Annotated in this window: 13 protein-coding genes; 5 read left to right on the top strand and 8 right to left on the bottom strand. The window is 41.7% G+C overall.

Features of this window, described 5'->3' with window-relative positions:
* Positions 1-47: 47 nt before the first annotated feature.
* The 5 genes from AC3KVK_RS13345 (at position 48) to AC3KVK_RS13325 (ending at position 4,598) form a co-directional block, all read left to right on the top strand.
* Positions 48-860, top strand: a complete 813-nt coding sequence (locus tag AC3KVK_RS13345; RefSeq protein ID WP_490311660.1) for a hypothetical protein — start codon at positions 48-50, stop codon at positions 858-860.
* On the top strand, positions 847-1,470 hold the full coding sequence (locus AC3KVK_RS13340; RefSeq protein ID WP_490311659.1) for a LysE family translocator: 624 nt from the start codon (positions 847-849) through the stop codon (positions 1,468-1,470). The genes AC3KVK_RS13345 and AC3KVK_RS13340 overlap by 14 nt, the downstream gene beginning before the upstream one ends.
* Complete coding sequence (locus AC3KVK_RS13335) at positions 1,467-1,967, top strand: gamma-glutamylcyclotransferase family protein (RefSeq protein WP_490311658.1); 501 nt, start codon at positions 1,467-1,469, stop codon at positions 1,965-1,967. The genes AC3KVK_RS13340 and AC3KVK_RS13335 overlap by 4 nt, the downstream gene beginning before the upstream one ends.
* 9 nt (positions 1,968-1,976) lie before the next feature.
* Positions 1,977-3,524 carry a serine hydrolase gene (locus tag AC3KVK_RS13330; RefSeq protein WP_490311657.1) on the top strand — a complete coding sequence of 516 codons (1,548 nt, stop codon included), beginning with the start codon at positions 1,977-1,979 and terminating at the stop codon, positions 3,522-3,524.
* A gap of 156 nt (positions 3,525-3,680) precedes the next feature.
* Positions 3,681-4,598, top strand: a complete 918-nt coding sequence (locus AC3KVK_RS13325) for a histone deacetylase family protein (protein WP_490311656.1) — start codon at positions 3,681-3,683, stop codon at positions 4,596-4,598.
* A 3-nt stretch (positions 4,599-4,601) separates the two neighbouring features.
* On the opposite strand, the gene AC3KVK_RS13320 is transcribed toward AC3KVK_RS13325, so the two are convergent.
* From AC3KVK_RS13320 to dusB, 8 genes are all read right to left on the bottom strand, one after another.
* Positions 4,602-4,907: a DUF4144 family protein gene (locus tag AC3KVK_RS13320; RefSeq protein ID WP_490311655.1), complete on the bottom strand. Its 306-nt coding sequence runs from the start codon at positions 4,905-4,907 to the stop codon at positions 4,602-4,604.
* 246 nt (positions 4,908-5,153) lie between these two features.
* Complete coding sequence (locus AC3KVK_RS13315) at positions 5,154-5,966, bottom strand: DUF2797 domain-containing protein (RefSeq protein WP_490311654.1); 813 nt, start codon at positions 5,964-5,966, stop codon at positions 5,154-5,156.
* Positions 5,967-6,011: 45 nt separating this feature from the next.
* Entirely contained in the window at positions 6,012-8,558 is a 2,547-nt protein-coding gene (locus AC3KVK_RS13310; protein ID WP_490311653.1) for an EAL domain-containing protein, read from the bottom strand.
* A gap of 136 nt (positions 8,559-8,694) precedes the next feature.
* Positions 8,695-9,981: a phosphoribosylamine--glycine ligase gene (gene purD, locus AC3KVK_RS13305; protein WP_490311652.1), complete on the bottom strand. Its 1,287-nt coding sequence runs from the start codon at positions 9,979-9,981 to the stop codon at positions 8,695-8,697.
* Between the two features lie 10 nt (positions 9,982-9,991).
* On the bottom strand, positions 9,992-10,822 hold the full coding sequence (locus AC3KVK_RS13300; RefSeq protein WP_490311651.1) for a class I SAM-dependent methyltransferase: 831 nt from the start codon (positions 10,820-10,822) through the stop codon (positions 9,992-9,994).
* A 147-nt stretch (positions 10,823-10,969) separates the two neighbouring features.
* The gene (gene purH, locus AC3KVK_RS13295; RefSeq protein WP_490311650.1) at positions 10,970-12,562 is read right to left on the bottom strand and encodes a bifunctional phosphoribosylaminoimidazolecarboxamide formyltransferase/IMP cyclohydrolase; all 1,593 of its coding nucleotides are present in this window, start codon (positions 12,560-12,562) and stop codon (positions 10,970-10,972) included.
* A 153-nt stretch (positions 12,563-12,715) separates the two neighbouring features.
* Complete coding sequence (gene fis, locus AC3KVK_RS13290) at positions 12,716-13,006, bottom strand: DNA-binding transcriptional regulator Fis (RefSeq protein WP_002957804.1); 291 nt, start codon at positions 13,004-13,006, stop codon at positions 12,716-12,718.
* Between the two features lie 17 nt (positions 13,007-13,023).
* Positions 13,024-13,995 (bottom strand): tRNA dihydrouridine synthase DusB, encoded by a 972-nt coding sequence (gene dusB / locus AC3KVK_RS13285; RefSeq protein WP_490311649.1) that lies wholly within the window; start codon positions 13,993-13,995, stop codon positions 13,024-13,026.
* Between the last annotated feature and the right edge of the window lie 181 nt (positions 13,996-14,176).

Below are 14,176 nucleotides of genomic sequence, written 5' to 3'. Positions count from 1 at the left end.
TTGATACGTAGTACTGCCATCCTTAAAGTTTTTAATAGTTGGAAATCATGCTGTCTTTTTTAACCGATACCTTTAAATCAAAACCGTTACTCAGTGAGAATGAAGCTCAATGGATAATGGATACATTTGTTTGGGCCTTTGAGCATTTTGATGGTCATTTTTTTATTGAACAAACGCAAGTGGTCTTGCCGACTAATCAATATTTTCCTGGTCAAGTCAGTTCAATCGATGCCATGGCACAGCAAGTGTTTGCTCAAGTAGTAAAGTATTCGGGAATGCAGCATTGGCCGCTGCGTTTGGTTGCGCCGAATCAAATGGTACCTAATGCGTTCCCGAAAATGCACTTTGTTGGCGCAAGTAGAGGGGATTTTGCCCAATTAGTCGTGCCAGTCAATCAGCCTATTCTAATTTCGTTTAACCCTCAGCAGATAAATCAACCTCAAGATTTGGTCGCTAGTTTTGCGCAGGCGATGGCTATGATTTTAATTAAGCAAAAAGGTGTATTGCCGCCCGGAGGCGAAGCATTTTTACCTCAAGCGACTGACTTATTAGCTCATTTCTTAGGTTTTGGCGTGATGCTCAGTAATACCGCATATCAATTTAAAGGTGGGTGTGGCTCTTGTTATAACCCGTATGCGAATAGGCAAGCGAGTTTACCAGAAACAGAGAACTTGATGTGTTTAGCGTTAGTGTCGACGCTCAAAGGGGTTGATGAGCGTAAAGTGGCAGCACAATTAAAGCCTCATCTGCGCGGCCAGTATAAAAGAGCGATGAAACAAATTGAAGGTCGGTTAGCGCAAAGTCCAGAGCCAGTATTTTTAGCTTTATTAGATAAAGTGAGTGCGCATGGCGTATCTTGATGAATTTATTTTAATTGCGTTAGCGCATTTTTTTGCTGTCGCCAGTCCAGGGCCTGATTTTGCGATTATTTTAAAGCAAAGTATCAGTTATGGGAGGCGCAACGCTTTATTTGCCAGTGCTGGCGTTGGGCTAGGTATTTTAGTCCATGTAACTTATTGCCTATTAGGTGTCGCGTTTGTTATTGCGCAATCCGAAACGCTTTTTAATTGGCTGAAATACCTCGCAGCGGCCTATTTGGCCTTTATGGCTGTTCAAGCATTACAAGCAACGGCAAAGACTCAGTTGGATGAAGAAGGAGCCCCCGTATTACAAATTGACTCAGTGAAGCGCTCTTTTATAAAGGGCTTTTTAACCAATGCGTTAAACCCAAAAGCAACGCTTTTTTTCTTGTCGTTATTTACTTTGGGGATTGAATCGACGACACCTGTCACTGTTCAGGCTACTTATGGTGTGTATATGGCTTTTGCAACATGGGTGTGGTTTTCAGGTTTATCTTTGGTATTAAGTAAGTCAGCCGTACGTCGGTTTTTTTTGCGCAGTGGTCATTGGTTTGATCGTGCAATCGGCGTAATTCTATTAGTGTTAGCTGTAAGGGTTGTGTGGTCATGAAAACCTATTATAACTTGGCATATGGTTCCAATATGTCAACCAAGCGTTTATTTGCTCGTTTGCCTAATGCAACTCATATAGGGGTTGCGACTGTTACAGGTTATCAATTGGCTTATCATAAAATGGGGGTTGATGATTCGGGGAAGTGTGATGCATTTTATACTGGTAATGCTCAGGATATTCTGTACGGGGTGTTATATGAGATTAACGAGGATGAAAAAGCGGTCCTTGATGGAATCGAGGGAGCGCGTTACTCTCAAGCACGAATAACGGCCATACATAACAATCAAGAGTTTGATGCGTATTGTTATGTGGCAAATACGTTGGATAATTCGCTGCGACCTTACGATTGGTACTTACAGCACGTAGTTGCAGGGGCAGAAGAAGCCAAGCTACCCGCAGAGTATATTGCGAACATAAAACGTCAGCCGGTCAAATCAGATCCTGATGAAGGTCGTGCAGAACGAGAGTTTTCCATTCATAAAAATAAAAAATAAGGAAATACCATGAAACGATGTTTCTTAGCCGTAGCTATTGGCTTTGGATTGCTGTCTTTCAATAGTGCTGCGCAGGTCGATGCAGATAAAATTTCAGCAGTGATTGAAAAATCAATGGCGCGTTTTAATGTTCCGGGAATGGCCGTTGCTGTCGTACAAAATGATCAGGTTATTTTGGCTAAAGGGTTTGGTGTAGCGCATATAGATACAAAAAAAGCGGTTACTAAACATACTTTATTTGGTATTGCCTCAAATACGAAAGCATTCACAAGTGCTGCGTTGGCGATGTTGATTGAACAAGGAAAACTGAGCTGGGATGACCGTGTTATTGATCATCTTCCTGAATTTCGTTTAGCTGATCCATATGTGACCCGTGAAATGCGGATTCGGGACTTATTAAGCCACCGCAGTGGCTTAGGGTTAGGCGAGGGCGATCTACTCATTTGGCCTGATACCGATAAGACGGTCAATGAAATCCTAGCGGGGATGCAGCATTTACAGCCTGATTCAAGCTTTCGAAGCCAGTATGCTTATAACAATTTGATGTTTGTGACCGCTGGTGAAGTGGTTGCACGTGTATCAGGGTTGCCTTGGCAAGATTTTATCGAGCAAAGCATACTGGCACCTTTGGCGATGAATGACTCAAAAGCGGGCTTTTCACGTATTCCAAAAAGCAATGGTAATTGGGCGACTGGACATATTCCGATGGAGGGGAAGTTAACACCATTTTTTGTTAATTACCTTGAAGACTTTCGTGGTGCTGGCGCGATTGCATCCAGTGTTGCTGATATGAGTCATTGGTTACGTGTGCAGCTTAATGAAGGGAAGCTACCCAGTGGTGAAGCGTTGTTTAGTGAAAAATCACAACAAGAAATGTGGCATCTACATATTACCAGTAAGGCGTCGCAGAAAGCATTTGATGCGTATCGACAGCAGTTTCGAGGATATGGGCTGGGCTGGAGCATAGAAGATTATCATGGCTATAAAAAAATGGCCCATGGCGGCGGGATCTTAGGGATGGTCTCACAAGTGACGCTATTACCTGAAAAAGAGCTTGGGATTGTCATATTATCAAATCAACAGGCGTTTAGCGCGCTATCTGCAATTACTCATGAAGTTCTTGAAGATGCGCTAGGGTTAGAAGATAAAGACTGGGTTGAAGAACTCGCAGTAAAACATTTTGAGGGTAAAGAAAAAGCCTATGCCAAATCTCAATTAGCTGCAGTGAAAGACAAACAAGCAGCCTTGCCTAATGCTATTTACGCGAATACCTATCATGATGCTTGGTATGGTGATGTAACGATTACCGATGAAACAGGCGGCTTGAGAATTGATTTCACTCATACCGCGCGTTTAAAGGGCACTTTGGAGCATTATAATGGCAATGCGTTCATTGCTCGTTGGGATGAGAAACTACTAGAAGCTGATGCGTTTGTAGAGTTTCAACTGAATGCGGATAACACGGTAAAAGGCGTTACAATGCGTGCTGTCGCACCTGCAGTTACTGATTTCAGCTTTGATTTTCATAATTTGCGCTTAAAAGTAAAATCCAAATAAAGCAATTAATAACCGACCAAAGTAGCAAAGCCATCTTATGATGGCTTTGTTACTCTTTAACAAGTAGATATTCAATGTTTTCACTGTGTTTATCTCAGTTTAGATGTTGATCATTAACTGCATGTCTCATAATTCAACTTTCTTTAGGGAATCATCATGCGTACTGCGATCATTTCTCATCCAGCTTGCCGAAAACATAAAATGACAGCAGATCATCCAGAATGCCCAGAACGGCTAGATGCTATTTCTGATCGACTGTTAGCGTCAGGTGTTGATCTAGAGGTGCAGCATAAACTGGCGCCTAAAGGTACTTTGGAACATATCGGGCTTGTGCATAGTGATGATCATATCAAGCATATTATGGCTAATATCCCCCTTGATGGCTTACAAGACTTAGATGGAGACACATGGTTATGCCCTGATAGCTTTAAAGCAATAGAGCGAGCTGTAGGAGCGGGAATTTTAGCTGTCGATGAAGTGTTGTCAGGCCAACTTGATGCTGCTTTTTGTTCTGTTAGACCGCCTGGGCATCATGCAAATAAAGACGCCTCATCGGGGTTTTGTGTGGTGAATAATCTGGCGATAGCGGCTCAATATGCACTTAATGCAGGTATTGAACGTATCGCAATTTTAGATATTGATGTTCATCATGGGAATGGTACACAAGATATTTTTGTTGGAGATGAACGAGTGATGTTTTGCTCGTGGTTTCAACATCCTTTTTATCCGAATACCGCAATAGATAGTACGACACATATCCTCAATGCCCCATTAACTGCAGGCCAAGGGGGGGATGAATTACGTATGGTCATGACACAAAGCTGGTTGCCAGCGCTAACGTTATTCCGTCCTGAGCTTATTTTTATCAGTGCTGGTTTTGACGCTCATTTAGAAGACGATATGGGGGGGTTGACCCTGGTTGAAGCTGACTATACTTGGTTTACAGAACAAGTCATACAACTGAGTAAAACCTGTGCCAGTAAAGGGGTAATATCAATGCTTGAAGGCGGTTATGATTTATCTTCTCTAGGTCGTAGTGTGACGGAGCATATAAAAACTCTGGCGCACGGGTGATTATTATTGGGCAAACTCAGCTAAGAGCGCAAAGCCTTGGTCGTAATCATTGAGCTTCACTTTATCAATGCAGCATTGACCTTCTAAAACTAAGGTGTGTTTGACTTTATGACTAAAGTCTTCAAGAGGCACCAGTCCAAGAGGATTAAATTCACCATCGTATTCCATCCCATTTTGACAAACTAAGCGTAAATCTAGGTGCATGCTCCTTGGTAGACTTTCTAGGTATTCATTCAGCGTAGTCTGTTTTGCAAAATAGCTAATTTCATCAAAGCCGACAGTAAAACATAATATTGGAAAGCTGGGCATGAATACTCCTGTTAGTACGATTCGCGATAGTAAATAGAGAAAAAGATTAGGTTTATTCAATTTACTATACGTCAATTTTGCAAAAGTTAGCCATGTTTTTTTGCTTAAACTTGATGGCAGTACCTTAATATCGGCATCGGCTCTGTACTAATTGGGAGATCGCGATACGGGTGATAATCATCATCGTTTTAAGTGTTTGCACCTGAGTGAGCGCTAGTTAGTTCACTCAGGTGCAAAGTATTGCAATTAATAGTCGATACTGACTTCATAAGATGTGAACTTGCGGATATTTATTACACCGGTATCAAAAATTAGGTATTGGCCTTTAATTCCGTGTAATACCGCTGAAATACTTGGATCTTTATCAAAATTAAATGAGCTAATTTTCTTAGGGTAAACTTGAACAGGGTAGTTTAAATCAACTACGTTTTCATCAAGCACTTCTATCGCAGTTGCACCAAATAGTTGGGCGAGTTCGTCTAATTTGTCTTGAATTTGTGGGATTAATTCATTGGCGGCAGCCTTTAAGTCAATGACATCATTTTGGCCTTTAAGCATATTTCGCCAATTAGTTTTGTCCGCGATAAACTCTGCTAACGCGACCTCGACTAAACCCGACTGTAAGCGAGTTTGCACTTTGAAGATAGGTAGTGCTTGTGTGGCGCCTTGGTCAATCCAACGTGTCGGGATCTGGGTATGGCGAGTAATTCCGACTTTTAAGCCTGATGTATTCGCTAAATATACATAATGTGGGATCATGCAGTTTTCTTCGCCCCATTGCGGCTCTTTGCATGTGCCTTGTGCATGATGACATGTTTCTGGTTTCATAATGCACATATCACAGCTGGCCAGTTTACGCATACAGACAAAACAATGCCCTTGCGCATAGCTCTTTTTCGTTTTTTTGGCGCAATGACTGCAATAAATATTGCCAGTAAAGCTTAATGTGAGCGGTTTACCAATTAAAGGATTTAAATCGACGAATTGTTCACCGATAGGTAGTTGGTATTGGATAGGTGTTGTTAAACTGGATTTGAGTTTTCTTAATGTACCTTGCATTGATTGGCCCCTTTTAATCAAGCAACCATACTAGCAAATTCTCGATTAATAAACTTGGTTTATTGCGTGCTTTCGATAGTTGTCTAACCAAGCGAGATAGTCCAGAAATGGCAGCGGTTTACTGTAGTGATAGCCTTGTACGATGTCGCAATTAAAATCTCTGAGCTTTTGCTCAACTAAATGTGATTCCACTCCTTCAGCGACAACGGTGAGGTTTAAGTGCTTGGCCATATCAATTGTATTTTTGACTATGGTTAGATTTCTAGGAGACTCAACTAGATCGATAATGAAGCTCTTATCAATTTTAAGTTCATTGAATGGCAGTTGCGAAATATACGCTAACGAAGAATAACCTGTTCCATAATCATCAACAGATACATTGACGCCCATATTTGCAAAGGCTTTCATTAACTCACTGAGTAATTCGAAATCGCTGACCATCACAGATTCAGTCAGCTCCAAGTTGATCAAATGGGCTGGAATATCGTGTTCGGCCATTAGATTGGTCACTTTGGTAAGAAAACCACGCATCGTGATGTCTTTCCCGCTGATATTAATTGAAATTTTGTGAGCGTTGAAGCCATGTGAGATAAGCTCTTTTAGTTGTTTAAATGTCGTGCCAAGGACCCATAAGCTGAGCTCATTTATTACGCCTGTATCTTCAGCTATGCGAATAAACTGATCAGGAGGCACAAAGCCTAAAGTTGGGTGCTGCCAGCGTAGCAAGACTTCAGAGCCTGCAACTGTGTTGTTACTCAGGTTAATTTGTGGCTGGTGATAGAGTTCGAGTTGATTATTTCGGATAGCTTGCTGTAAATCGGTTGCTAATGTAAGTCGCTGGGCAACATTAAAGTGTTCATCTTCGGCATAAATACAAATTTCTTTACCGGCTCTTTTTCCTTGTGCAAGAGCCTGAAAACTTTGGCTAATAATGTGCGAAACTAAGGTTTCGGACGCTGGGTGGTCACAAACACCTATGTGGGTATCAAGATTGATAAATAACCCACTGAGAGTGAGATCTTTGTTGATTGTCAGCTGCATTTTTTCAAGTTGTAATTGTAATGCTTGAAGGTTAATAAAGCGGTGTGCCAATATAGCGAGCACCCCATCGCGAGCTTTGGCGACTTTTATTGGGTGGCCATGTTTATGCTCAAATGGGATAAAACGGCGATCTAAGTTAATTTGTGCACTGATATCATCCACCACTTTAAGTACTAATTTATCGGTTTCCTGATTGCTGATATAGGGAGCTATAGAGTTGAAGTTTGAAATTTCAATTACACATAGACTGAATTTTCTCTGTTCAGATTGCAAAGACTCAAGAGTGATCTCTAACTGATTTAGATTGGGTAGACCAGTGGTGATTTCGTGCGTCGCATTGAAAAGAGCTTTTTCTTTTTGGTGTCGCATTCTGTCTGCTAGTGCCATCGCCATTAAAATAATTTCGAGTAACACACCAATTAAAAAAGCGTAACTGGTCAAAAAGGTGTATTCAATTTTACCAGTGAGCATCAATGGCTGAATCGGAGCGGTGCAGATTAACGGGATCCACGAAATAATGTAAAACTTAGCCCATCGGAATCCAAGTCTGATTTTATAGCCTATCAAAGTAAAACTTAAAAAGTATAAAATACCCAAGCAGCTAAAAAATAAGGGGGCAGCTTGATATTCAGGCAACCAAAAAGATAGCAGAGTTAATAATCCCATAATGATTAAAAATCCACGTGATATCTGGTAAAGGCGGCCTTTGTGACTGTGATAACGCAAGAAGGATAGGGCAAATAATAATGAGAAGATGGCAATGGAAAAATTACTGGCGATGACATATTGATGGATAAACGCCATGATTGGGGCAGGCCAAATATAGTGGCCAAACCCTAATACAACACCCATTAAAACTAATACTGAGATGATGTAGCCGATATAAAATAGATAAACGGTGTCTTTTATGGCAAAAAAGAGTACGAGGTTATACAACGCAATCATCACGCAAATACCAATAAAAATCCCCCAAATTAAGTGAATTTTTTCTTTTAAGCGTACATATTCATCTTGGTTGTAAATTTTAATTGGTGTCTTGGCAATCCCTGTGGTTTTAATACGGATGTATAAATCAGTACTGCTGTCGGTAGGTAACAGGAAGTCAAATGTTGGAATACTGCGCTGTGCAAGTGTAAGTCCTTGGCGTATGTCTCCTAATTCCACATGTTTGATGATATTTTTATGTTCATCTATCTGGTAGACATCAAGTTCATCAAGCATGGGGTTATCAAAGTGTGCAAATAAGAGTGTATCAATTTTATCACGACTGGTTAGTGTTATTTTTAGCCAGTATGTGTGCTGTTCAAAGCTCCAAGGAATGTTCTGCCAGTCATCTTTTACCATTAACCAAGGATCATTTAGATGATCATTAAGGCTCAGTTTATTGTCTGAATCAATATGAAAGGCTGTTTGTGTATAAATGATTTGGGTGCGGTTAATAGTACGCTGAGTTGGATCACCGATATGTCCGACCATGACACTTATTAACATACACAAGGTAAAGAGGATCCCTGTAGGGACTATGTATTTAGTCAAATTGGATAATGGCATTAAAACTCTAACGTTAACATTTACATGAATAGCAATGCCAAGTGTAGACGGGTACAGACTGAAATGACAATAGGAAAGGGCTGTGATAAAAAAAGGGTGCCTGGCAGCACCCTAATAAAAGCTTGTTATTTGGCTTTTAGCTTCTTTCACGCTCAATGGCACGATAAGCGATATCTGTGCGGTATTCGACGCCCGGCCAGTTAATTTCTTTTACGAGCTCATAAGCTGCTTGCTGTGCTTGTGTCACGGTATGACCAAGTGCTGTCGCACACAATACGCGACCGCCTGCGGTGACTACGTCTTCGCCGATTTGCTTGGTGCCAGCATGGAAGACTTTGTGGCCATCTGCATAGTCAACTTTTAGTCCAGAGATAACATCACCTTTAGGATAGTCACCAGGATAACCCGCAGCAGCTAAGACAACCCCTACAGCAGCACGAGAGTCAAATTCAATGGTCGTTTTATCGAGCTCAACACGATTAGCAGCTTCTATCAACTCAACTAGATCTGACTGTAAACGAAGCATCATAGGCTGAGTTTCAGGATCGCCAAAGCGACAATTGTATTCAATCACTTTAGGTGTGCCATCTGCATCAATCATTAAACCTGCATATAAAAAGCCTGTATAAGGGTAGCCTTCTGCAGCCATTCCTTCAACAGTTGGATGAATAACTTCATTCATAATGCGCTGGTGGATTTCATCTGTTACGACAGGCGCAGGAGAATACGCACCCATGCCACCTGTATTTGGACCTTGATCTTGGTTATACGCGCGCTTGTGATCTTGTGACGTCGCAAATGGTAATACATTTTTACCATCCACCATCACAATGAATGAGGCTTCTTCACCAGTCAAAAACTCTTCAATGACAACTCGGCTTCCTGCTTCACCAAATGCATTACCAGCTAACATATCGCGAATTGCTTCTTCCGCCTCTGCTTCGGTCATCGCAACAATCACACCTTTACCAGCGGCTAAACCATCGGCTTTGATTACGATAGGTGCGCCTTTTTCAGCTAAATATGCCAAAGCAGGTTCGATTTGCTCAAACGTTTGGTAGTCAGCCGTTGGAATGTTATGGCGAGCTAAAAAGTCCTTTGTAAAAGATTTTGAGCCTTCAAGTTGTGCAGCCCCTGCCGTTGGACCAAAGATAGCCATATCTGCGGCGCGGAACTTATCAACCACACCCATCACCAATGGCACTTCTGGGCCGACAATTGTTAATGCAACTGCATTTTTTTGAGCAAAGGCGAGCAATCCGTCTAAGTCTTCAACAGCAATTGCAACGTTCTCTAACTTTGATTCAAGCGCAGTGCCTGCATTGCCAGGAGCAACGAATACTTTATTTACTTTTGTTGATTGTGCCGCTTTCCATGCCAGTGCATGTTCACGACCACCACTACCAATTACAAGTACATTCACAAGGAGATCCCTATTTGTTATCTGGTTTTCTAAATTTGAGTGTCATGCGATCACTTTCACCTATCGCGCGGTATTTTTCGGCATCTTGCTCGCCAAGCGCTAGGCGGGGAGGTAAGGTCCATACCCCTTTTTCATGATCTGCAGTATCAAGTGGATTTGCGTTAATTTCACTTTTATCGATAAGTTCAAAGCCGGCTTGTTCTGCAAGGGCAATAACCCAGCTTTCTTTAACATAGCCAGAGCGTTTTGCTCTTTTTTCATCTCGTTCTTCAGGTAAGCGATGATCGACTACTCCAAGAATTCCACCCGGTTTTAACGCCGTGTAAAAAGCTTGGAATGCGTTATTGACGCCTTCTAAATCACGTTGCATATACCAATTGTGTAAGTTTCTAAATGTCAGCACCATATCCGCACTGCCAGCAGGGGCAATGGAATGGTGAGTGCCAGGGTAAAACTCAGAAACATTAACACTGCTAAAAGCTTGATTACTTCTGAGCTTATCATCAAAGTTTTGTAATGCGCGTTGATAAAATTTCACTTGCGAATCAGCAGGAAAGTGCGCTGCGTAATACTGGCCGTGTCCTTTAAGGGTTGGAGCAAGAATATCTGTATACCACCCTCCCCCAGGCCAAATTTCAACCACTGTCATTGTTGGTTGTAAGCCAAAAAATGTCAGTGTTTCGATTGGGTGACGGTATTTATCACGAGCACGATTCTCGCTACTTCGAAGTGTATTATCTTGGCTTGCATCGGTGAGTAAGGTATTGATATCTGTACTGGCACAAGCTGTTAAAACTAAAGCGAATGTTGCACTAAGCGCTGTGTTAAAGCGTAACATCATTGGAACTCTCAATTGTTATCATTTTTATGCTAACAAAAATAGCAGAAAAAACTTTACAGGCTATCACTTTTTCGAACAGTGTTTAAACGAATAACTTATGATAATGAAAAGCTGAGCAATGCCCAGCTTTCCATGTTCGATTGTCGATTAGTGACGGAAATGGCGCATACCAGTGAAGACCATGGCCATACCATGCTCATCAGCTGCAGCAATTACTTCATCATCGCGCATTGAACCACCTGGTTGAATAACGGCTGTGATACCTGCATCAGCTGCTGCATCAATACCATCACGGAATGGGAAGAAGGCATCAGATGCCATCACCGACCCTTTTACTTCCAAGCTTTCATCAGCCGCTTTAATACCAGCGATTTTAGCTGAATAAACACGGCTCATTTGACCCGCGCCTACACCAATAGTCATGCCATCACGTGCATAAATAATTGCGTTTGATTTAACAAATTTAGCTACTTTCCAACTAAACATCAGATCTTTTAATTCTTGTTCTGTTGGCTGGCGTTTAGAAACAACCGTTAATTCGCCTTGTGTCACCATGCCGAGGTCACGGTCTTGAACAAGAATGCCACCATTAACACGTTTGATGTCGTGACCAGCTGTTTTACCTGACCATTGACCACACTCTAATAAGCGTACATTTTGTTTTGCAGCGACAATTTGTGCCGCTTCTTCAGAGACGCTAGGGGCGATAATCACTTCAACAAATTGACGAGACACAATCGCTTCTGCAGTATCAGCATCTAATTCTTGGTTAAAGGCAATTATGCCACCGAATGCAGATGTAGGGTCTGTTTTAAAAGCGCGCTCATAAGCTTCTAAAATAGTACCACCCACAGATACACCACAAGGATTGGCATGTTTTACGATAACACATGCTGGCTCTGCAAACTCTTTTACGCATTCAAGCGCGGCATCAGTGTCGGCGATGTTGTTGTAAGAAAGCGCTTTGCCTTGTAATTGTTTTGCGGTCGCAACAGAGGCTTCCGCAACATCATTTTCAACATAAAATGCAGCATTTTGATGAGAGTTTTCACCGTAACGCATGTCTTGCTTTTTCTTGAATTGGAAATTGATAGTGCGAGGGAACGCAGAATCTGGATGCTCGGCGGCATTTTCGCTGTAATCAGGCACTTTAGTACCAAAATAATTGGCGATCATACCGTCGTATTGCGCTGTATGTTCAAATGCTGCAATGGCTAAATCAAACCGAGTATTGTATGTTGTTGCGCCGTTATTAGCGTCCATTTCGGCTAAGACACGGTCATAATCGCCAGCATTTACAATGATAGTGACATCTTTATTATTTTTAGCTGCAGCACGTACCATTGTAGGGCCGCCAATATCGATGTTTTCGATCGCGTCTTCTAAACTACACCCTTCTTTAGCAACTGTTGCTGCAAATGGGTAAAGGTTGACAACAACCATATCAATTTCTGAAATGTTGTTTTGTGCCATCACTTCTTCGTCTGTACCACGACGAGCTAAGATGCCACCGTGAATTTTTGGGTGAAGCGTTTTAACACGACCATCCATGATTTCAGGGTGACCTGTGTAATCAGATACTTCTGTGACTTGAATGCCGTTATCGGCTAAAAGCTTACAGGTTCCGCCAGTTGATAAAATATCAACACCTTTAGCAGCAAGTGCGCGTGCGAATTCAACAATACCGGTTTTGTCTGACACGCTTAAGAGTGCGCGGCGAATAGGACGAAGTGTATCCATTGTAGTTTTGATTACCTCAAATTATAGAGTTAGCAAAAAAAGCTAAACATTAACAGTTGTTTCCAGTAGCGCTGGTCTTTTTGAACAAGTATAAATCTGTGTAACAAAAAAGCACCCGAGGGTGCTTTTTATGCAGCCTAAGCTGCTGGGTGATTAGTTCATGCCGTATTTTTTTAACTTCTTGCGAAGTGTGCCACGGTTAATGCCTAATAAAATCGCCGCACGAGTTTGGTTACCGCGGGTATAAGTCATTACTTCTTCAAGTAATGGCGCTTCAAGCTCAGAAAGAACAAGGTCATAAACGTCTTGCACGTCTTGGCCATTAAGCTGTTTCAAGTAGTGATGCACAGCTTTTTTAACTGCATCGCGTAATGGTTGCGGTTTTTCGTGTGACTGAACATGTGGGTTTGTGATAAATGGAGAAGTCACATTTTGTTCGAACATTGTATTCTTTCTCTTTCTTAATTTGCTGCTAGTGTTTCAAAGTATTGGTCTAATGCTGAAACTTGCTGGTTAATTGTTTCAAGTGCATTAAATACTCGCCTAAACTGTCCTTCCTTATCATGAGCTTGCAAATACCAGGACACATGTTTTCGAGCTATGCGCGGCCCCATTACTGAACCATAGAACTCATGCAAATTTGCAATGTGTTCCATCAAAATACTTCTTACTTCTGCTATTTCAGGAGTAGGGAGTAATTCGCCTGTTTTCAGATAATGAGCGGTCTCCCTAAAAATCCAAGGACGACCCTGTGCTGCTCTTCCAATCATGATGGCATCTGCGCCCGTGTAGTCTAATACCTGTTTTGCTTTCTCTGGTGATGTAATATCTCCATTGGCAACAATTGGTATAGACACTGAACGCTTAATATCCCTGATGGTTTGATATTCAGCCTCACCTTTGTACATACACGCTTTTGTGCGCCCATGAACAGCCAGTGAAGCAATACCATTGCGTTCAGCTATTCTTGCAATCTCAACACCATTACGATTATCGGTATCCCAACCGGTGCGAATTTTAAGCGTAACAGGAACATCCACTGCACCGATGACAGCTTGAACTATTTCCTCTACTAAATCCGGGTATTGTAACAATGCAGAACCTGCAAGTTTTTTATTCACTTTCTTAGCTGGGCATCCCATGTTGATATCAACAATTTGAGCGCCATTAGCCACATTAAATTGAGCTGCTTGTGCCATGAGTGCCGGATCAGCACCCGCGATCTGCACCGACCGAATACCGGTTTCGCCAGAATGATCCATTCGGCTCATCGATTTTTCAGTTTTCCACACATCTGGATTAGAAGACAGCATCTCAGACACTGCTAAGCCTGCACCTAAGCGACGACATAGTTGACGAAATGGTCTGTCAGTGATGCCCGCCATAGGCGCTACAATCACATTGTTTTCTAATTGATACGGACCGATACGCACAGCTTTAAAAGGCCTCTATTTAAGGGGCGCTAAGTTTACGTTTTTTTTCGCAAAAATCAAAGGCTATAAATTGAACAAAAGTGTTTTTTTTTAAACTTTATGTATTGACTTTTTCTAACCGGTTGAGAGATTCATTTTTATGGTTAAAAAAAATACGATAAGGAAATGCCGACCTGTTACT

The organism is Pseudoalteromonas sp. J2K-J979 (assembly GCF_058169715.2).
Note: the sequence above shows the minus strand (reverse complement) of the source record. Positions and strands in the feature narration are given on the sequence as shown.

Coding starts and splice junctions, on each gene's coding strand:
- AC3KVK_RS13345 (WP_490311660.1), top strand. CDS start 48: ATGCTGTCTTTTTTAACCGATACCTTTAAATCAAAACCGTTACTCAGT.
- AC3KVK_RS13340 (WP_490311659.1), top strand. CDS start 847: ATGGCGTATCTTGATGAATTTATTTTAATTGCGTTAGCGCATTTTTTT.
- AC3KVK_RS13335 (WP_490311658.1), top strand. CDS start 1,467: ATGAAAACCTATTATAACTTGGCATATGGTTCCAATATGTCAACCAAG.
- AC3KVK_RS13330 (WP_490311657.1), top strand. CDS start 1,977: ATGAAACGATGTTTCTTAGCCGTAGCTATTGGCTTTGGATTGCTGTCT.
- AC3KVK_RS13325 (WP_490311656.1), top strand. CDS start 3,681: ATGCGTACTGCGATCATTTCTCATCCAGCTTGCCGAAAACATAAAATG.
- AC3KVK_RS13320 (WP_490311655.1), bottom strand. CDS start 4,907: ATGCCCAGCTTTCCAATATTATGTTTTACTGTCGGCTTTGATGAAATT.
- AC3KVK_RS13315 (WP_490311654.1), bottom strand. CDS start 5,966: ATGCAAGGTACATTAAGAAAACTCAAATCCAGTTTAACAACACCTATC.
- AC3KVK_RS13310 (WP_490311653.1), bottom strand. CDS start 8,558: ATGCCATTATCCAATTTGACTAAATACATAGTCCCTACAGGGATCCTC.
- AC3KVK_RS13300 (WP_490311651.1), bottom strand. CDS start 10,822: ATGATGTTACGCTTTAACACAGCGCTTAGTGCAACATTCGCTTTAGTT.
- purH (WP_490311650.1), bottom strand. CDS start 12,562: ATGGATACACTTCGTCCTATTCGCCGCGCACTCTTAAGCGTGTCAGAC.
- fis (WP_002957804.1), bottom strand. CDS start 13,006: ATGTTCGAACAAAATGTGACTTCTCCATTTATCACAAACCCACATGTT.